Genomic DNA, 19,554 nt, shown 5'->3' with positions numbered 1-19,554 from the left:
AAACTACGGCCAGCATGTGCTGGCCGCATTCCCTGATATTGGCGCAAAATTTACCCGCCTTTCTTCCTTCTTTCCCGCTTTAGGAAGTCTGTTGGGTATAGAGCCAAAAAAGTCTGTTAACGCTTAATTTTTTTGAATTGCTGTGTAGTAGCCGTTAATGCGGTTTCTGTCGGCAGTCGCTCCATAGAACTGGCACCGTAAAAACCATCGCACTGCGGGCAGTGATCCATAATGAACTGTGCGTCCTGCGGTGTTGAAATCGGTCCGCCGTGGCACAACACAATCACATCCTTACGGATGGATTTCGCTTCATCCGCCCAGTGATTAATCAACGGGACGCAATCTGCCAGATTAAGCGCGGTTTCCGCGCCAATATTGCCGCCGGTGGTTAACCCCATGTGCGGCACAATAATATCTGCCCCCGCTTTCGTCATCGCAACGGCATCTGCCGCACTGAACACGTAAGGCGTGGTCAGCATGTCTTTTTCATGCGCCAGACGAATCATGTCCACTTCCAGCGCGTACCCCATGCCGGTTTCTTCCAGATTGGCGCGGAAATTACCGTCAATCAGCCCAACGGTTGGGAAGTTCTGCACGCCAGAGAAACCCAGCGCTTTCAGGTCATCCAGAAACTTATCAAACTGACAGAAAGGATCGGTTCCGTTCACACCCGCCAGCACCGGCGTGTGCTTCACAACTGGCAGCACCTCTTTCGCCATATCCACGACGATCTCATTCGCGTTGCCGTAAGCCAACAGACCAGCCAGCGAACCTCTCCCCGCCATGCGATAGCGCCCGGAGTTGTAGATCACGATCAGATCGATGCCGCCCGCTTCTTCACATTTCGCGGAAAGGCCGGTGCCTGCGCCACCGCCGATAATCGGTTCGCGGCGCGCGATCATGTCGCGGAATTTTGCCAGCAGTTCCTGACGATTCATGCCTGACTTCATACTTTTTCCCTTCTTATTTCACTAATTCCCGAAACGCATCGACAGCTGCATGGGCAAATAAAGGATCGTTAATATGGAAAGGCAGACGAATAATCTGTCGTCTTGCCGTTTGCTGCACGACGCTCTCCAGCGTGCTGATAAACGCGTCACGTGCTTCCGGGTGCCAGAATGCCTGATCCGGTGCATCCAGCGCGGAGAAGCCGCCTTCCGGAATCAGGAAGCGCACCATCGCCTTCACAGCGGTTCAGCTTCTCCCCAATCCAGCGCGCCATCGCGATATTTTCGTCTATCGTGGTCCGCATCAGGGTGACCTGCGCGTTGTGGTTGTAGAACAGACGATGCGCATATTTCTCCGGCACGCTGGCGGGAGAACCAAAATTCACCATGTCCAGCGCACCGCAGGACGCCACGTAAGGCACCTGCGTCTTGGCTATCGCATCAAACCGTTCCGGCCCGCAGGCCAGCACGCCATCAAACAGTAAATCGCACACCTCTGTCGTGGTGAGATCGAGCACGCCAGTGAGCAAATGGCTGTCCACCAGCTTTTCCATCGCTTTCCCACCGCTGCCCGTCGCGTGAAAGACCAGACAGTCAAACTCCGCTTCCAGCAATGCACTGGCTTCCTGAATGCACGGCGTCGTGACACCAAACATGGTCAGGCCAATCGCGGGCTTATCATCATGATGTTCCTGAATATGAAACTTCACGGCGCCGGCGATCTGGTGCGCGGCGTTGCCGAGAACCTGACGAGAAATACGGTTCAGGCCCGCCACATCGGTAACGGAATACATCATGCTGATATCGCTGGCTCCGATGTAACCGGAGATATCGCCGGAGGCCATCGTCGACACCATCAGCTTCGGCATCCCAATCGGTAATGCCTGCATCGCGGGCGTAATCAGCGCGGTTCCGCCGGAGCCGCCGAGACCCAACACCCCGGCAATATCATTGCGGGACAGCATGAAGTGCTCAAACGCAACGGCCATCGCGCCAATCGCCTGCCCTCTGTCATGGCAAAACACCGCCGATGCGCCCTGCGGATGGTAAGAGGCCACCGTTGCGGCGCTGATATCTGTCGCTTCTGACGCTCGTGTATCTGCTGACGGCGGTGTCGTTGACAGATCGACCGTGACCGTTTTTAAGCCCGTAGCGGCAATCAGATCGCGGACGTAAATCTGTTCTTTTCCTTTAGTATCAGCGGTACTTGCAATATAAACGCTGCCAAATTCACTTCCCACTTGGTATCCCTCCCACCGTTAGTGAAACAATTAACAGATTGATATAAATAGCAATTACAATAAGACAAAAACAGAAAAGATTAATTTGTCGCCATATTGAGACTTGAGTATCAGAAAGACAAACCATTAAATACCCAAATGAGACAAAAGTCTCAAAATGTTATGTATGGCATTACATTAACAGTAAGAAAGCTTGACGTGGCACAAGAATCACTCAATTTGCTATAGTTCAGGCGACAACGCCGTGCTGCCCGATAGCGTCCGGCCCGAAAATTCAATGAGGTCTATGTGATTGAACGGGATGAAAAACTGACATCAACACGGGCGAAAACCCGTCGTTTACTAATTGATACTGCCATGAATATGTTCGACCAAGGCATATTCCCTTCCATTACGGATGTTGCCGCTGCGGCTCAGCTTTCACGCGCGACAGCCTACCGCTATTTTCCGACGCAAAGTGCGTTAGTCTCCGCCGTTGTCGGCGAAAGCCTTGGCCCGATTCTGGCGTGGCACCCGACACAGCCGGATGCCAGCGAACGCGTTGCTGAACTGCTGCACTTTGCTTACCCGAGAATGCTGGAGCATGAAGGTGCGCTGCGTGCAGCGTTACATCTGTCACTGCAACAATGGGCCGACCGCCGTTCTAATCGCCTGCATACGGATACGCTGACGCGCGGCAATCGTAAACGCCTGCTCAAAATTGCCACCGAACCGCTGGAAGGAAAAATCACGCCGGAAGCACAACAGCGGGTAATTTATGCCTTATCGCTTATTTATGGTTCGGAGGTTTTCCTGGTGCTGAAAGATATCTGGCATCTGGAAGAAGACGGCATTCAGGATGTCACGCAGTGGGTCGCCAAAGCCATTTTACGGCAGGCGGAAGAAGATGCCGCACAGGCAGCTTCACAGAAAACCTAACGAACACATTTATGCTGCGTCCCGCCCTGTCACCGGATACGCAGTAACGGAAGAATATTCTTTACCAAGGGAACACATGATGCTGAAAGGTAAACGCGCGATTGTCACCGGCGGAGGTCGCGATTTTGGACAAGCGGTATCCGTCTGGCTGGCTCGCGAAGGCGTGAAAGTCGATCTTTGCGCCCGTAAACTGGCCGATGCACAGGCCAGCGTCGACATCATTCATCAGGAAGGCGGCACGGCGCGTGCGTATCAGTGCGATATTGCCAATCCTGATTCGGTCAGCAATTTTTCCGCACAGCTGCTGGAAGACAGCACACCCGTCGATATTCTGGTACTCAGCGCCGCCCAATGGCTGGAAGGCGCATTGGGGGAAGAAGACACCGATACGGATATCGTCAGCACCATCAACTCTGGCCTGACTGGGTCTATCCTGCTCACGAAAGCGCTATTGCCGAGTTTACGCCGTTCACAGGGTGCCGATATTCTGGCGATGGTTTCCGTCTGCGGCGTACCACAGTTCCACGACTCTATCGCCCACCCCGCGTTCTTCGCCGCCAAGCACGGCATGAGCGGTTTTAGCCAGAATCTGGCGCACCATGTCGCGCAGGAAAACATTCGCGTGACAGGATTTTACCCGCCAGACTTTGAGGTCACTGGCTTGGATGACTATCCGGCTAGCGGGGAAAAAATGGGCGAGCATTTGCTGAACGCCCGCTCGATATGGGAAACCATGCGTTTCGTGCTCGTCCAGCCGCGTAGCTGCCATATCAACGCCATCCATTTTCAGGGACCGACGCGCGCAGATATCGGCGCGTAATTCGTCACCTTTTGCGCTTCATCCCGCTCCGGTATTTATCACATAACCGGAGCGGTGAAGTGTGTTCCCCACCTGACGCACCGCGATCCTCCACACCATCACGCTCTGACACACTTTCCTTCTATCCATTTTTTGCCACAGAACACAGGAAAAGGTAGCATCGCTGCCGTTGTTTTCCGCCATGCGGCTCAGCGCACTATAAAAAAACGCCGGGAGCGTTTTTCAACGTTGCGTAGCAACGGCCCGAAGGGTGGTGTACAGGGATGTACGACATAAAAAAACGCCTCAAGAAAAAATATAACCAGTTGAATTCTAAATAATAATAGCGAACGCGTCACCACAAGATGCGTGACAGACAGGAAAGCACGGACACCAATGACAGAACATTCCTCCCCTCATGGCGAGCGTCATGCCGCCGAACAGCGTCTCCACGAAAAGGGTTATCACCAAAGTCTCGGCAATCGCCATGTGCAGATGATCGCCATTGGCGGTTCCATTGGCACCGGGCTGTTTCTTGGCGCGGGAGCCCGTCTGCAAATGGCGGGGCCAGCGCTGGCGCTGGTCTATCTGGTTTGCGGCATCTTCTCTTTTTTCATCCTGCGCGCGCTGGGCGAACTGATCGTGCATCGCCCCACCAGCGGTAGCTTCGTGTCGTACTCGCGTGAGTTTCTGGGTGAAAAGGCCTCCTACGTGGCAGGCTGGATGTATTTCCTCAACTGGGCGATGACCGGGATTGTCGATATCACCGCCGTCGCACTCTACATGCACTACTGGGGCACGTTTGCCGATGTCCCGCAGTGGCTGTTCGCGCTGGGTGCGCTGTCCATCGTCACGCTGATGAACCTGATCGGTGTGAAGTGGTTTGCCGAAATGGAGTTCTGGTTTGCGCTGATTAAGGTCGCGGCCATCGCTATCTTTCTGGTGGTCGGCACGGTCTATCTCGGCACGGGCAGCCCGCTAGATGGCAACACGCCCGGCCTGCACCTGATTACCGATAACGGCGGCCTGTTCCCGCACGGCATTCTGCCCGCACTGGTGCTGGTTCAGGGGGTGATATTTGCCTTTGCCGGTATCGAGATCATCGGTACCACGGCAGGCGAATGTAAAAACCCAGAGCAGGTGCTGCCGAAAGCGGTCAACAGCGTCATCTGGCGTATCGGCCTGTTCTACGTTGGTTCTGTCGCGCTGTTGGTCTGCCTGCTGCCGTGGAACGCCTATCAGGCAGGACAAAGCCCGTTCGTGACCTTCTTCAGCAAGCTGGGCGTTCCCTATATCGGGACGATCATGAATATCGTGGTGCTGTCCGCCGCGCTGTCGAGCCTGAACTCTGGCTTGTACTCGACGGGCCGCATTCTGCGCTCGCTGTCGTTGGGTGGTTCGGCTCCCGCTTTCCTGTCGAAAATGAGCAACCAGTCCGTGCCGTATACCGGTATTTTGGTCACGGTCGGCATCCACATTATCGGCGTGGTGCTGAACTACGTGGTGCCGTCGCAGGTGTTCGAGATCGTCCTGAATATCGCCTCGCTCGGCATTATCTGCTCCTGGGCGTTCATCATTCTGTGCCAGATGCAGCTGCGCAAAGCAATTCGTCAGGGGAAAGCCAAGCCGGTGGCGTTCAAAATGCCCGGTGCGCCCGTGACATCGTGGCTGACGCTGGCTTTTCTGGTGAGTGTGTTGGGATTGATGGCGTTTGATTACCCGAACGGCACCTGGACGGTTGCAACCATTCCGGTACTGGCGATCATGCTGATTATCGGCTGGCGCGGGCTGAAAAAACAGCGAGAAGCCGTGAAGCTCGCCAACCAGCAGGAATCCAGCCTGCGTTAAGACAGAAAAAACTCAGGCTCGTTTCCAAGCCTGAGTTTCATGGTCTGAAGAGAAAGGTAATTACTGTTCTACCACGTAACCGTACAGGCGCTTGCTGCCATCTTCTTCCGCGACGCTATAGACGCCCTGCAATTCTGGTGAGAAGCCCGGCAGCAGGTTAATGCCTGCTTCCAGTGCCAGAAAATAGCGCTGTACCGCCCCGCCCCAGGTTTCCCCCGGCACAACGCACAATACGCCCGGCGGATACGGCAATGCGCCTTCTGCCGCGATACGCCCTTCTGCTTCGTCGATAGGAATCAGCTCGATATTCCCGCGCACAAATTCCCTGTTGGCATCCTGTGGCAGCATCACCACGGACGGAAACTCGGTTTTGCGGAACATCGCTTTTTGCAGATCTTTCACGTTGTGCTGAGCGTAAAAATCATGCATTTCCTGACACAGCCGACGCAGCCGGTAGCCGCGATAACGCTCTTTGTATTTCTGATACAGGCTAGGCAGTACTTCACTCAGCGGCGCATCGCGAGCGATCAGCGTTTCGAAATGCACCAGCGCATTCACCAGCTCCTGCATTTTTGCAGCGTCTTCCGCCGGCGTTAGCAGGAACAGGATCGAGTTCATGTCGCATTTTTCAGGGATGATGCCGTGCTCGCGCAGGTAGTTGGCAAGGATCGTCGCGGGAATACCAAATTCGGTATAATCACCGCTAGTCGCATCAATACCCGGCGTCGTTAGCAGTAACTTGCAAGGATCGATAAAATACTGATCCTCGGCGTACCCTTCGAACGCATGCCATTTCTCGCCCGGCTCAAAATTGAAGAAGCGCACGTCCTGCGCGATCGTCTCCGTATCGTGATCCTGCCACAGCGCGCCGCCCACCGTCACGGGTACGAACGGTTTGATAAGCGAACAACGCGTCAGCAGCTGCTTACGCGCCTCAATGCCCAGCTTCACGCAGTCCATCCACATACGACGCCCGCTTGCCCCTTCATGCATTTTGGCATTGACGTCCAGCGCAGCGAACAGCGGATAAAACGGGCTCGTCGAAGCGTGCAGCATAAAGGCGTTATTCAGCTGCTTATGGTTGCAGAAACGACGCTGGCCTTTGATGTGCGTATCTTTCTTGTGGATCTGCGAGGTCTGGGAGAAGCCAGCCTGCTGCTTATGTACCGACTGCGTCACGAAAATCCCCGGATCGTTCTCATTCAGATCCAGCAACAGCGGCGAGCACTGCTCCATCATCGGGATAAACTGCTCGTAGCCGACCCAGGCGGAGTCAAACAGAATGTAGTCGCACAGATGCCCGATGCTATCGACCACCTGACGCGCGTTATAAATCGTGCCGTCATAGGTGCCGAGTTGGATGACGGCCAAACGGAACGGGCGCGCCTCGTTGGCGCGTTCTGGCGCGACTTCCGCAATCAGCTTGCGCAGATAGGCTTCATCAAAACAGTGCGCATCTACGCCGCCGATAAAGCCGAACGGATTGCGCACGGTTTCCAGATAAACTGGCGTCGCACCCGCCTGAATCAGCGCACCGTGATGGTTGGATTTATGGTTGTTGCGGTCAAACAGCACCAGATCGCCACGCGCCAGCAGCGCGTTCGTCACCACTTTGTTCGCCGAGGAGGTGCCGTTTAACACGAAATAGGTTTTATCGGCGTTAAACACGCGTGCAGCGTGCTTCTGCGCCTTCTTCGCTGCCCCTTCATGGATCAGCAAATCACCCAGTTTGACGTCCGCGTTACAGATGTCCGAACGAAAAACGTTCTCACCGTAAAACTCAAAAAACTGACGCCCCGCCGGGTGTTTGCGGAAGAACTGACCGCCCTGATGCCCCGGGCAGGCAAACGTCGTGTTTTTCATGTTGACGTACTTGGTCAGCGTATCGAAAAACGGCGGCAGTATCGCATCCTGATAAGCCTTCGCCGCACGTTCCAACACGTTCGCGTGCTCGCCTTCGTCATCGAGAATCAGCCATTCACTGCCCGCAGGCAGCACATCTAACTCTTTATCTTCATCAGGCTCTTCGACAAACGCCGGAATACTAAAACCGGTGTGCTGCAATATCGACAGAATACCGCTACGGGCTTCTTCAATAGAAACCACGACCGCCGCCACATCAGTGAAGTCGGTCTGACTCAACGCGACAATCTCGCGCGTTGTGATTAAACGGGTGGCAACCGCTGCATTCGCCGCAATTTTTAACTGTTTCATGTAACCAAACCCAAACGGTTAAAGGTAAGTGTACGTGCCTGGAAGACACCGTTCAGGGATAACAATCCCGACCAATCACAATGCCAATCAATAACGACAAGCGTATGATCCCTACAGGTAAACTGTAGGCTAAGAATGGAAAAACTGGAGCCAGCACCATCCGATAGACATCAGTAAAAGCAGAGACGGACTCTATTTTTACTCATGCCTAACAGCGAGCGAACGAACGCCTCACCGCATGGTGAAGGAGGATAATCGACGGGGAGAAAAGTAAACCGCGCAGTGGTGATAAGAAGAAACGCGCAGCGACGTCATCAACGAACTGGCGCGAGCGTGCAGCACCATGAGCAATGAATCTGACATATCGGCGATCCTCTTTAGCTAACGCTAACTACGCTTAAAGGGGCGTTCAGGTGAACGAGACGTTAAAAACCGCGCAATAGTGGCATTATTCTTCATCAAATTCAACAATCCAGCCTGCACTCAAGGCGGTAAAAAGTGCAACGAAACATGCCGCACGAATCAGAGAAAGAAACGTTACCACGCTAAGCGTGCTGAAAGGATCGCCAGGAATCGGCTAGCAAATAATACAATTGCCTGAAAATAGCGCAGGCGCTCCGCTTTGTGACAGAAACCCATTGACGCCACGTGGCCAATACGGTTTAATGCGCCCCGTTGCCCGGATAGCTCAGTCGGTAGAGCAGAGGATTGAAAATCCTCGTGTCCTTGGTTCGATTCCGAGTCCGGGCACCACTAATTCTTAACCCTCGCCTTTGGCGGGGGTTTTTCGTTTCTGGCCTGTGGACTCTCCATCGAACTCCGTTCGATTATTCGCCGCAAGCGGCTCACCCTTTCAGGGCCAGCGCGAAAAGCGCGCTGTTCAACGCCTCCGGCGTTTGTCCGAGTCCGGGCACCACTAATTTAAAGAAACCAGCCTAACGGCTGGTTTTTTGCTTTTGGGGAATGGGGTTTTGAACTCTGTTCGGTTCTCTACGAGAGAACTATCCTGCCTCCCCTTCCCCATGATTCGTACTCATACTTTGATAGCGTGACGGCCAGATCTCCTCCGGCTGCTTTCCTAATGCACAAGCAATTAATCTCTCACCTTTCGGCCAGTGTCTCGTTAAAGCATTAGCGAGTGTTGAAGACGCTAATCCAGACGCTCTTGATACCGCCGCCAGCGTTGTTCCTTTCTTTCTTAAGCCAGCAATAATGTCTGCCGGATGCCAATCGTGCTTATCCATTTCTCTCACCTCTCCCTATGATGAATTGGCTCAATTATCCCATTTTGGGATAAAAAGAGAAATGATTGATATTCGATTTTGGGATATCAATCAAGGTCACCAAAATGGCATCGATTTATTCAGATGAATATCAATCAGTTATAAAAATACTGCGAGAGGCCAGAATCGAAAAAGGCATGACCCAAGAAAATTTAGCCAACGCTTTAGGTCGACCTCAGTCTTTTGTAGCCAAAATCGAGAATGGGGAACGTAGGCTGGATGTTGTTGAATTTGTCCACATCGCTCACTTGCTATCTGTAGACGCCTCCACGGTTTTAGAAAAAATAGCGCATAAAATACAAACAGATAGCATTAAGTAATCAACACAAAAAAACCATTTATCCCGTTTTGGGATAAAGCAGTGAGCGACTGATATTTGATCCCAAATTTTATGGGGTTGAATCGATGGCTTCTGTTTACTCTGATGAATATCAAATCGTTATCAAGGCATTACGTGAAGCACGCATTGCCAAAGGGATCACGCAGGGAAATCTGGCGCTAGCACTGGATCGCCCTCAATCGTTTATCGCCAAAGTTGAGAACGGGGAAAGAAGATTAGACATAGTAGAATTTATCCATATCGCCCGTTTACTTTCTCTAGACCCCGCCAGCATTATTGCTAAGATTCCTGCAAAATATAAAGCGCTTGGTTAAAGAGGAGCACGGCCATGGAACACCGGATTATCATCGCCGTGGACAGCCGAGAAAAGAAACGAATCGAAGAACTGTGGGCCAGACGCAGTGAAGGTCGATGCCTCTTTGTCTGGGTTGAAAATAAAGACTGGTCAATAATTCGTAAGGCCGTATCTCATGTAGTCTCCTGATACGGGAATCTGGTAAACCTGCCTTCCAGCAGAAAGACAGGTTTACCACACTGATTATCCAGCCTATTCCTCACAGACCCATACCGCTACAGCAAACTGTCAGATATTCCACTGTTCAGGTACTGAAACCGCATACTCGATGCCAATTTCCCTGAAGTGTGCCTCAGCAGACTTGATTTTGGCATTTTCGGAAGGTCTCCTTTTTTGTTCATCCATAGTGCTCTTGGTTTCGCGAACCATATAGATGCGGTCTTCTCCGTCTTCGGATTTAATGATGGCCCAATCGGGGTTATAAGGGCCAACTGGTGTGTCGATCTGGAATCTTGGCGGTAGCTTCATAAACAGCCTGATATCCTCGCGGTGATCGAGAAACTCGGCGAACTTTCGCTCTGGGCTGTCCGGCCCGCCATCGAACACGACATAATCAAAATCGGTTTTCTCAGGGTGTTCAACACGGTACAGATGTTCTTTGAAGAAATCCTTTTCGGCAAGGCCATCGGCTTGTAACTCGCGGAGTTCATAGATGGAGCCGCCGACCTTTTCATACTGAACGCCTTCAACAATGACGCGCTGTAGTTCACCCTCTACGCAACGACGTACCATCGCCATGAAGTCGTTCGGATTGGCAATGAACTCATCCAATCTGCCGCTACCGATGAGAATGTCCACCAGCGTCTTGCGCGTAAGAGACGTACCTTGCTGCAACTCACCGATAATGTCCGGCAGGTCATAGCTGCCTTTGAGATCGACAGTTCGTGCCCCCAGTTCTAGCCCTTGCGTACCGCCACGCAGCACCCTGACACCCGCACGAGTGACATCAATACGTAACGGCTGGATTTTGGGTTCAGCCTTGATCGCCTTTATGCACGTCTCAACCAGCATAGGATGTTTAACTGTCACCCGATAAGTGGTTTTCTGGCTGATAGCGCTCCAAAGCCTCTCAAAATCCGGCGAGGCGTAGAGCTCTTTGTTGAATTTCCGTTTGGCCCGCGCACTTACAGGCTTCACATATTTCTCAATACCCGCATTAAGAATGCAGTGGATAATATCTGTTTCGTAGGGTCTAAACTCCGTCGGCAAATGTAGTGAGAATCCTTCTGCATCCGGCAGAAACATGGAAGTTGTCTTACCATCCTTGATGAATCCTGCTTTTTCCAGATGCTTGAATATGGCAGAAGACATCCTGAACCCCAGCATGTCATCGGTCATCGCACCATCAGGATCCCGCTTCATCAATTTGGCAAATTCATTGGGTCGCACCTGTCCGATGGCAACGCCCGCATCTTTGTATTCGGCTTGCAGATTCTGAGCGAACGTAGCATAGGATTCGTTAGCAACCACGGTGAGCAGAGCAATGCTACGGTCAGTAACACGCTCATAGCCTTTTACTGTTTTCGCTACCGGCAGGCGCAGACCACGCCCCAGCGTCTGCCGACGTTCCGTTTCCGCGCCCATTTCACGCAACGTACAAATCTGAAACACATTGGGGTTGTCCCAGCCTTCGCGTAATGCGGAATGGCTAAAGATGAAACGTACGGGTTCTGCGTCGTCCAGCAGACGCTGCTTGTCCTGCATAATGAGTTTGTAGGCGTCGTCATCTTTGGCAGTTGTGCCGGACGAATCCACAAAGGTCGTTCCACCACGCGTTTTCAGTTGGGAAAAATACGCTCGCCGTAATTCGCAAGGATCCTGCGGCAGCAATTTTTGGTAGACGTCAGACTTGCGACGCTCTTCTCTAAACACCTCATCGAACCACTTGGTGAACTCACCATTTGCGTCTTCGTTGTTCACCCCGTCACCGAGAAAACTCGCCACTTTGTCTACGAAAAACAGGCTCAGCACCTTGATCCCTTTCGGGCGCAACATGGCCTCTTTGCGCAAATGCTCACGCACGGTTTCCCGAATCATTTCCTTGTAAATCGTGCCCGTTGCGCCTCCCAAGGATTCACCTTCATACAGCAGGCTTCCATTTGGCGTCAGTTCAATACTGGCTGACTCACCGAAAGCGGCGATACTCAACGCATTAATACGCCAGCCAGCGTAAGCCGGATTTCCCGTGACATCGGACAATTCCTGATGCGGCTTGACCTTTTTGCTACGACGTACAATAGAACCATCGGCCTTGCGGCAAGCCAGCTCAAGTTTCGCGGCTTTCGTGTCGTTCACTTCCAGTAGTTTGACGTAAGGCGCAACGTCCGCACCGTGCTGTGCGACTTCAGCTACGACAATCTGTTTCACCAGACCGAGCTCGTGTGCATCAACCGGATCGAGCCGATAAACCAAATTTCGCAACTGCTTGTGCGTGGCCGAATAACGCAGCGTAAATACGGGATCGAGTTCGCCCACTGCGGACTGCGACAGTAACGACTCCATATTTTGTGGTTCATCCATGATCACCACGGGATGCGTACCTTTGAGGTAATCCAATGGACGCAAGCCATTGAGCTTGTCGCGTGGTTTATGAATGATGCGCGTATTCTTATCACCGCGTATCGCGTCAATCGTCATCACCAGTATTTGCACGTTAGTCGCGGTGGCAAAAGCTTGCACTTCCTCAGCTCTGTCGCCACTGTAGACATTGGCATCGAAAGGCAGCGCCGGATAGAGGCTGCGGAAGTGCTCGCGCATCAGGCGAATACTGGTGTTCACGCCTTCGCGGATGGCAACACTGGGAACCAGAACGATAAACTTGGTGAAACCGTACTTATTTGCCAGTTCGAAAACAGTCCGCAGATAAACGTAAGTTTTACCCGTACCGGTCTCCATTTCGATGTCGAAATCCAGTTTGTCATCAACCAGTTTTTCGCTGACCTCCAGCCCGTTGCGATCCTGTACCGTTTGTAAGTTAGCAAGGATAGTGCCTTCATCCAGTACCAGATTATTGCCGATAGCGCCAATCTCCTGGTCGATGCCTAAATCCAGCTCACCTTCCCGGCTGGCAACATTGCCACGCAAGGCAATCGAGATCTTGTCGGCATCCTTTGGCTGACCATCGAACAAATCCACCACGGCATTGATGGCATCAAGCTGATACTGCTGCTGCGAATCAAATTGAAAGCCCGTATTTTGAGAATGATGGTTCATCACGCCGTCCTCAGCTCAATACCTTTACTCCTGGCATATTGAGCAATATTGGTTTTCAGTTCGTCGTCGCCTTGGAAGGCATCCTCCAGAACGATCAGGCGCATAGGCTCAGCATTCACTAGTTCCCGCAATTGTTCCAGTGTGGGTTTGGTTCGCTCGTTTAAGTAGGCCAGCAGACGCGGCTTGTCGGCATCGCCAGCGATGGCATGGATGTCCAGCCCGGCGATAACTTGTGTACTGAGATGTTCGCTCAATGAATAACCAAGCTTTATCAACAGCTCGGTGAGCAGGTCGTCAGGACTTGCATCATCAGTGCTGCTGTCGCGCAGGTCGAGCAAATGTTGGGTTAACTTGTCAGGTTCGATATCACTGGTGACGCGCCATTTGGTGAAATTGGTGTCCGTCAGTTTGTAGGCGCGAAAGCCGGTGTCCACCTGGCTTTCTGCAAAATCAGATTTTATTTTCTCACCTGCTAGTTTGATGCGCTTACGCGAGATATCAGCGATGGTGGCAAAGTCTGCCTTTCGCGCTTCTGAAGCTTCAGGAGTAGGTTCGGGTAGTTGCACCATGATAAAGCGACGCTTGCCGTTGTCTTCAGCATTAAGCTGCATTACGGCGTGGGCGGTGGTGGCACTGCCGGCGAAGAAATCGAGAACGATGCAATCGGGATCATAGCGGCTTGCAGCAAGGAATAGTTTTGCCAATAGCTTTGTTGGCTTCGGAAAACTCATTACATTTTGAAGCCCAAAGATAGCATGCAGCTCATCAAAGGCATCTTCATTCGTCCCCCAACCATCAGAAAATAAATCGTCCGAAATTGAAAAATTTGCTCCAGAGGAAGAATTCCCCCTCATTGGAAGTAGATCTTTCAGCTTTTTCTCTCTAGGTTCACTGACAATACGACGAAAATAAAGATCTTGCGTAACATACAAGCTCTTCTCATCAGCATAGCTATCCAAGAGTTTTTGGGAATAAATCCAATTACTATCAACTTTGACGTCCTCAGCCAAAAAACCGTCTTTGATAACAAGGTCTGATAGTAAAATCATCTCCATATTGCCGGAGCTAATCCGGCTTCCGCTTGGAACAATATGATTTTTTGATTTGAATCTACTCGGTATCCCTTTTTTGATAAGGCGTACACCACGAGAATTCGTAGTTTTAATTACAGGATATGTTTCTACATTTCTTGCAATTTCACCAATAAGTCCATTGAAATTAGAAACGCTCCTAGAATATACAAAAATATACTCCTTTATATTTGTTGAACTTTCAGATAAAAAGGCTCCTTTCTTTTTCTTTTCCCATACAAGTTGGGCAATGAAATTCCTTTCTCCGAATATTTCATTACATAGTTTCTTCAGGTTGTCCTGTTCATGGTCATCAATCGAAATAAAAATCACACCATCATCAGTAAGCAGATTGCGTGCTAACTTCAGGCGTGGATACATCATGTTCAGCCAGTTGGAGTGATAACGCCCCTCGGTCTCGCTATTGGTGGAAACCTTCTTACCTTCCTCGTTCACCTGCCGCGTCCACTCAAGGTAAGTATCCAGCCCCTCTCTGTAGTTGTCAGGGTAAACAAAATCGTTGCCAGTGTTGTAAGGGGGATCTATATAAATCAGCTTGACCTTGTTGTGATAGTGTCGTTGCAGGATCTTCAGTACTTCAAGGTTGTCTCCCTCAATAAACACATTCTGCGTCGCGTCCCAGTCTTTTGAGTTAGCAAAGTCTGGTTTCAGTGTTGCAGTTGTCGGGGCTTGTGCGGCACGCAGAGCTCGTTTTTTCCCCGGCCAAAACAGGCCAAAGCGCTCGTTACTGTCAGCCGCATCATCGGCCAGCAACTCACGGAGTTTTTCAACATCCAGCTTGCCATCAGCAACAACCTCAGGAATCAGTTCGGCAAGCTGACCAGCCAGTTCGGTGCGAAAATTCGGGGTAGCGCTCGGGATCTCAAAGAGGTCGTTGCTGATATCGGAAAGTGATGAACAAGACTCATCCTGTCGGCCCTCAGCCAAAGCATCAATACTGCAACTCAATTCAGCATTTTCTTTCTGTTTAGCGCTATATTCAGTAATACGTTCATTTGCCATACTGATAATCCGGTGTGTTTTAGTGATTGTTGTACATAACATATGGATGTTACGGGTCATTGGGTCGATAGCAATAATTAATTTAGCACCTCAGAAAGATGATGCCTGCTGATTTTGCCTGATGCCGCACCGGATTATCAGTGTGATATGTAAAACACGTCGTCTGGATAGACAGTCTGGTTAGTCGAGATTCCCGACATAAAAAATGACGATATTTAGCTCAACATCGTCATATAAAAGTTACCTACATTGCTAAAGTGGGCTGATAAGAACCCTATCAACCGAATTCACTGAGATAGCACCGGGTGGCGGAAGCCTCTTACCATTTTTCGCCGCTATAGCCTGAAATCTAAGTAATTCCACAGAGGCAATTTTCAGGGCATCATCATGCGTTGAAGCCGTCACAGATAGGTTATCAAGATCGGAGAATTTCAGCGTAACCGTTGTATCATCGACATCAATATCCGCTGGGTAAGGAACAAAGATGGATGCGAGCTTTTTAGCCTGTTTCTTATGTGCATCCAGTTTGCTCACGAGGTGGGTTGCACGAAGGTGGGTATAGCGTTTCAACATATTCATTGATTTATGGCCTGATATCGCCGCCACTTCCATAACATTTAACGTTCCCAGTTCAAAGAATCGGCTGATTGCCTCATGTCTGAGATCGTGAAAATGTAGATCGTCGATAGCAAGAGCCTTCAAAGCCACACGCCATGCGCTTTTAAACCCACTCGACGTGTAGCTAAAAATATAGCCATTCTCATGATGTGGCCGTTCACCCAAGCCACACAGAATTTGCCGTGCTTTTGATGATAATGGAACGTCTCGCGATGTCCCATTTTTCGTCAAAGGCAAATGGGCAACGCCGAGGCGAAGATCGGTATATTCCCATCGCAACGACAAAATTTCGCCTTGCCGCATTCCCGTTTCCAATGCGATCTGAAAAATAGCCAATAATTCAGGATTTTTATCTTTGAAGTATCTGGTTAGCTGTCCTTCTTCCTGAGTGGTTAACCTTCGGGTACGGCCTGACGATACGGTAGGCTTGCGAACATTTTCAACAGGGTTTATAGAGCATGTGCCCCACTCAACTTTTGCCAGATTATAAAGCGCCGATAACAATGCTAATTCCAGTCGCACAGTATTCGCACTTATCGGCTTTTGCGTTCTGGCGTTAAATTCCGATAATCTATTATCTCTATATTCTGCAATGTCTATGGATGAAATTTCATCCATATTTCTGTTAGCCAAACGCGAACGCTTGATAACATTGATTCGATAGAACTCCTGCAATTGTCCTCGTTTATGTCGCGAAACCGTGGAAAAATACTTATCCAGCGCTTTACTTAACAGTATCTTTTTTATACGTTTTTTCACTACTATTGTCTTCCCTATTGGTCAAAGGGAAAGACAATACAACAAATTAGATAGCGCATTTAGGTCTCTGCTCGCATGAACCTTCCAATACAGCGTGGGGTGGCTCAGGGGCTGAGATCATTTTTCCTGTTCCCACGGTGCGAGTGTTTGCATGGTTTTACACAGCGCGGAATTCAGCGAAGGAGCCTGATCCAAACGGGCAAAGAATTCCTGATAAGCATCGGGATCTGCCATGATGATGCGCTGCTCAATCAACACTTCCTCTGCGGCAGCACGGGCAGCATCAAGAACAAAATCAGTGCGATTCTTTCCTCTGGCTTTCGCCGCACGATCGATAAGATCGCGTTCGGCAGGCTTGATACGTAAATTTAATGTCACACGTTTAGCAGAAACATCTTTTACTGCTAGCATGATGCCCCTCCTTTATTCCCTCTGGAGAATAATTATACAGTTTGCGTAAAGCTTATCTCATTACGTTTTTGTCGGCACGATGGGGAGCAACTTTCCTATCGAACGGCGTGAAGAAGCTTTTGGTACCGCAGCCAGCGACGATCGATACAGCTGCCGCATTCACTTCCAATATGATCTCTAACTCAGCTCCCCATCAAACCTCCTCAGAAGCCTGACCGATTTCCCGCAGCGCTCCCGGTGCGTGGCCCACGATGCGTTTAAATGCCCGGCTGAATGCCGCCAGCGATCCGTAACCCAGACGCAGCGCTACCGTTTCAATCGCCTGATGCTCATGCCGGATGTACTGGACGGCCAGACGCATGCGCAACTCGCTAAGGTATTTCGCGGGGGTGGTGCCAGTTGCAGAGAGAAAACGTTCGGCAAAAACGGAACGGGAGGTGCCCGCCTCTTTTGCCAACTCCGCGACGCTCCAGTTGACGCCCGGCTGCTGATGCATCGCGTAAATCGCCCGGCTCAGTCGCGGGTCGCGCAGTACCTGTACCCAGCCCGTCGCTTTACCGCAGCCGGCTTCAACCCATCCACGCACAATGAGCGCCGCGACCACATCAGCCAGTCGCGCCAGAATGCCGGCAAATCCTACCTGACGCGTCATCGACTCACGTTCCATGGCCGCAAGAATCGGATGGATTTCCGGCCAGGTCGACATCAGGCGGCTCACCATCATGACTTCCGGCATCGCTTTGATCAGCGGCTGCATTCCACCCAGCTCAAAATCCATACATCCGCTGAAAATCACCGTGTTTTCGGTATCGGGGCACGGTTCGCAGCCGATCGCACACACCGAATTGCAAATCGCTTCGCTGGGAAATGCCGACACCGGCGTGACATCAGCCTTTTCATCAGAGAGCAACGCATGCGAATTCCCATTGGGGATAAACAGCGCGTCCCCGCTTTTGAGCACAAACGTCGCGCCACTCTCCATGCGCAGCAGCGCCGTACCCTGGCTGACAAAATGAAACTGCGCTCTGCCGGGCTCATAGTGGAACGACACACCAAAGGGGGCATGGGTTTCAATTCGGCGATATGTCACCCCGGAAAGACGCATCCCACGCAGAAGCTCGCTGATCAAATCGGGTGACTGAACGGTCATGACGGCAACTCCGGACGAATAATCAATAAGTGAAGATTATATGTCATAGATCGTCCGTGTGGAACGCTCTATGCTTCGTGACGGTTGTCACATTTTTCTAACGAGAGAGCAACAGATGAATTCATGTATAGCGGCAAGTGAGGCCATCGCGCCCGCAAAACCCGCCTGGCGAGCCGTTTATTCACTGGGACTGGGGGTATTTGGCCTGATTACGGCTGAGTTTCTACCGGCCAGTTTATTAACGCCGATGGCGACAAGTTTAGGCGTCACAGAGGGAATGGCAGGCCAGGCGGTGACCGCAACGGCACTGGTCGCGCTGGTGACCGGCTTGCTCATCACATCGGCAACCAAAAGTATCGACCGCCGTTGGGTGTTGATGTTTTTCTCGGTGCTGCAAATCATCTCCAGCCTGCTGGTGGCGTTTGCCCCCAATCTGCATGTGTTGCTATTCGGACGTTTACTGCTAGGCGTTGCCATTGGTGGATTCTGGGCCATGTCCACCGCCACGGCGATGCGCCTTGTGCCCAAGGATAAAGTGCCCAAAGCGCTAGCGGTGATCTTCTCCAGCGTCTCTATTGCCACCGTTGTTGCCGCGCCGCTTGGCAGCTATCTGGGGAGTTTGATTGGCTGGCGAAACGTCTTTATCCTCTGCATTCTGCCGAGCGTTGTGGCGCTGTTTTGGCAATTGTGGGTGTTGCCATCGATGAAGCCGGAAAGCAGCGGTAGCCTGGGAACACTGCTTCGCGTGCTGCGCCGTCCGGGCATGATCGGCGGACTGCTGGCAACCGTGCTGATCTTCAGCGGACATTTTGCCTTCTTCACCTACCTGCGCCCGTTCCTGGAAACCGTCGGGCAGGCAAGCGTCGAGAATATTTCCCTGATTTTACTCGGCTTTGGCCTCGCCAATTTTGTCGGTACTTCGATTGCCGGTTATCTACTGGCGCGAAACTTGCGCCTGACGCTGGCACTGGTGCCATTTGTGATGGGCGTTCTGGCACTGACCATGGCGGCCTTTGGACATCTGGCGATACTGGATGGTCTGCTGGTGGCGATGTGGGGATTTGCGTTTGGTCTGGTTCCCGTGGGCTGGTCAACCTGGCTTGCGACAACCGTACCGGACGAAGCCGAAAGCGCGGGCGGTTTACTGGTAGCATCGATCCAATTTGCGATCGGGGCTGGAGCTGCGGGTGGCGGGGTGATATTTGACCTCAACGGAGCCAGCGGTGTGTTTGCTGGCAGCGGATTATTGCTGGTATCAGCAATGGTGATTGTTTTTGCGGGCGTGCGAGTTCGCGCACAATAACACGCAATGCCACACCTGAGAGTCGGTGTGGCATCTGCCGCTTACCATCCCTTTTGATCCGT

At 51.5% G+C, this 19,554-nt stretch carries 15 protein-coding genes, 1 tRNA gene and 1 pseudogene; 7 read left to right on the top strand and 10 right to left on the bottom strand.

Translation table 11 applies throughout. The features are described 5' to 3' along the window. Nucleotides 1-116 precede the first annotated feature (116 nt). Together HP572_RS02065 and HP572_RS02060 are read right to left on the bottom strand one after the other, a co-directional pair. Nucleotides 117-950, bottom strand: a complete 834-nt coding sequence (locus tag HP572_RS02065; protein WP_193397962.1) for a phosphoenolpyruvate hydrolase family protein — start codon at nucleotides 948-950, stop codon at nucleotides 117-119. 13 nt (nucleotides 951-963) lie between these two features. Continuing rightward, nucleotides 964-2,188: pseudogene (locus tag HP572_RS02060) on the bottom strand (Tm-1-like ATP-binding domain-containing protein). Between the two features lie 288 nt (nucleotides 2,189-2,476). Here HP572_RS02060 and HP572_RS02055 point away from each other — a divergent pair. From HP572_RS02055 to ansP, 3 genes are all read left to right on the top strand, one after another. Beyond that, entirely contained in the window at nucleotides 2,477-3,106 is a 630-nt protein-coding gene (locus tag HP572_RS02055) for a TetR/AcrR family transcriptional regulator (protein ID WP_233966420.1), read from the top strand. Between the two features lie 79 nt (nucleotides 3,107-3,185). After that, nucleotides 3,186-3,926, top strand: coding sequence for an SDR family oxidoreductase (locus tag HP572_RS02050; RefSeq protein WP_240585674.1), 741 nt, complete (start codon nucleotides 3,186-3,188; stop codon nucleotides 3,924-3,926). A 375-nt stretch (nucleotides 3,927-4,301) separates the two neighbouring features. Then, nucleotides 4,302-5,753 carry an L-asparagine permease gene (gene ansP, locus HP572_RS02045; RefSeq protein ID WP_240584656.1) on the top strand — a complete coding sequence of 484 codons (1,452 nt, stop codon included), beginning with the start codon at nucleotides 4,302-4,304 and terminating at the stop codon, nucleotides 5,751-5,753. A gap of 60 nt (nucleotides 5,754-5,813) precedes the next feature. On the opposite strand, the gene HP572_RS02040 is transcribed toward ansP, so the two are convergent. Then, entirely contained in the window at nucleotides 5,814-7,967 is a 2,154-nt protein-coding gene (locus tag HP572_RS02040) for an ornithine decarboxylase (RefSeq protein WP_240584655.1), read from the bottom strand. Between the two features lie 231 nt (nucleotides 7,968-8,198). After that, nucleotides 8,199-8,330, bottom strand: a complete 132-nt coding sequence (locus tag HP572_RS22915; RefSeq protein WP_256462089.1) for a hypothetical protein — start codon at nucleotides 8,328-8,330, stop codon at nucleotides 8,199-8,201. 314 nt (nucleotides 8,331-8,644) lie between these two features. Between HP572_RS22915 and HP572_RS02035 the strand changes: the two genes are divergently transcribed. After that, nucleotides 8,645-8,720 (top strand) — tRNA-Phe (locus HP572_RS02035). A gap of 248 nt (nucleotides 8,721-8,968) precedes the next feature. On the opposite strand, the gene HP572_RS02030 is transcribed toward HP572_RS02035, so the two are convergent. Then, the gene (locus tag HP572_RS02030) at nucleotides 8,969-9,211 is read right to left on the bottom strand and encodes a helix-turn-helix transcriptional regulator (RefSeq protein ID WP_240584654.1); all 243 of its coding nucleotides are present in this window, start codon (nucleotides 9,209-9,211) and stop codon (nucleotides 8,969-8,971) included. Nucleotides 9,212-9,315: 104 nt separating this feature from the next. On the opposite strand from HP572_RS02030, the gene HP572_RS02025 reads away from it, so the two are divergent. Then, entirely contained in the window at nucleotides 9,316-9,570 is a 255-nt protein-coding gene (locus HP572_RS02025; RefSeq protein ID WP_240584653.1) for a helix-turn-helix domain-containing protein, read from the top strand. A gap of 85 nt (nucleotides 9,571-9,655) precedes the next feature. Beyond that, entirely contained in the window at nucleotides 9,656-9,904 is a 249-nt protein-coding gene (locus HP572_RS02020; protein WP_010299606.1) for a helix-turn-helix domain-containing protein, read from the top strand. A 269-nt stretch (nucleotides 9,905-10,173) separates the two neighbouring features. Here the strand turns inward: HP572_RS02020 and HP572_RS02015 are convergent, their stop codons facing one another. From HP572_RS02015 to HP572_RS01995, 5 genes are all read right to left on the bottom strand, one after another. Beyond that, entirely contained in the window at nucleotides 10,174-13,158 is a 2,985-nt protein-coding gene (locus tag HP572_RS02015) for a DEAD/DEAH box helicase family protein (protein ID WP_240584652.1), read from the bottom strand. Continuing rightward, nucleotides 13,158-15,251 (bottom strand): site-specific DNA-methyltransferase, encoded by a 2,094-nt coding sequence (locus HP572_RS02010; protein WP_240584651.1) that lies wholly within the window; start codon nucleotides 15,249-15,251, stop codon nucleotides 13,158-13,160. The genes HP572_RS02015 and HP572_RS02010 overlap by 1 nt, the downstream gene beginning before the upstream one ends. A gap of 252 nt (nucleotides 15,252-15,503) precedes the next feature. Continuing rightward, on the bottom strand, nucleotides 15,504-16,628 hold the full coding sequence (locus HP572_RS02005; protein ID WP_240584650.1) for a site-specific integrase: 1,125 nt from the start codon (nucleotides 16,626-16,628) through the stop codon (nucleotides 15,504-15,506). 117 nt (nucleotides 16,629-16,745) lie between these two features. Further along, on the bottom strand, nucleotides 16,746-17,039 hold the full coding sequence (locus tag HP572_RS02000) for a DUF1778 domain-containing protein (RefSeq protein WP_240584649.1): 294 nt from the start codon (nucleotides 17,037-17,039) through the stop codon (nucleotides 16,746-16,748). A gap of 193 nt (nucleotides 17,040-17,232) precedes the next feature. After that, complete coding sequence (locus tag HP572_RS01995) at nucleotides 17,233-18,189, bottom strand: AraC family transcriptional regulator (protein WP_240584648.1); 957 nt, start codon at nucleotides 18,187-18,189, stop codon at nucleotides 17,233-17,235. 115 nt (nucleotides 18,190-18,304) lie between these two features. Between HP572_RS01995 and HP572_RS01990 the strand changes: the two genes are divergently transcribed. After that, a complete protein-coding gene (locus HP572_RS01990; RefSeq protein WP_095993820.1) occupies nucleotides 18,305-19,492 on the top strand; it encodes an MFS transporter in 1,188 nt (395 codons plus the stop codon). Nucleotides 19,493-19,554: the final 62 nt, after the last annotated feature.

This window comes from Pectobacterium sp. PL64 (assembly GCF_022477975.1).
GTDB lineage: Bacteria > Pseudomonadota > Gammaproteobacteria > Enterobacterales > Enterobacteriaceae > Pectobacterium > Pectobacterium jejuense.
Note: the sequence above shows the minus strand (reverse complement) of the source record. Positions and strands in the feature narration are given on the sequence as shown.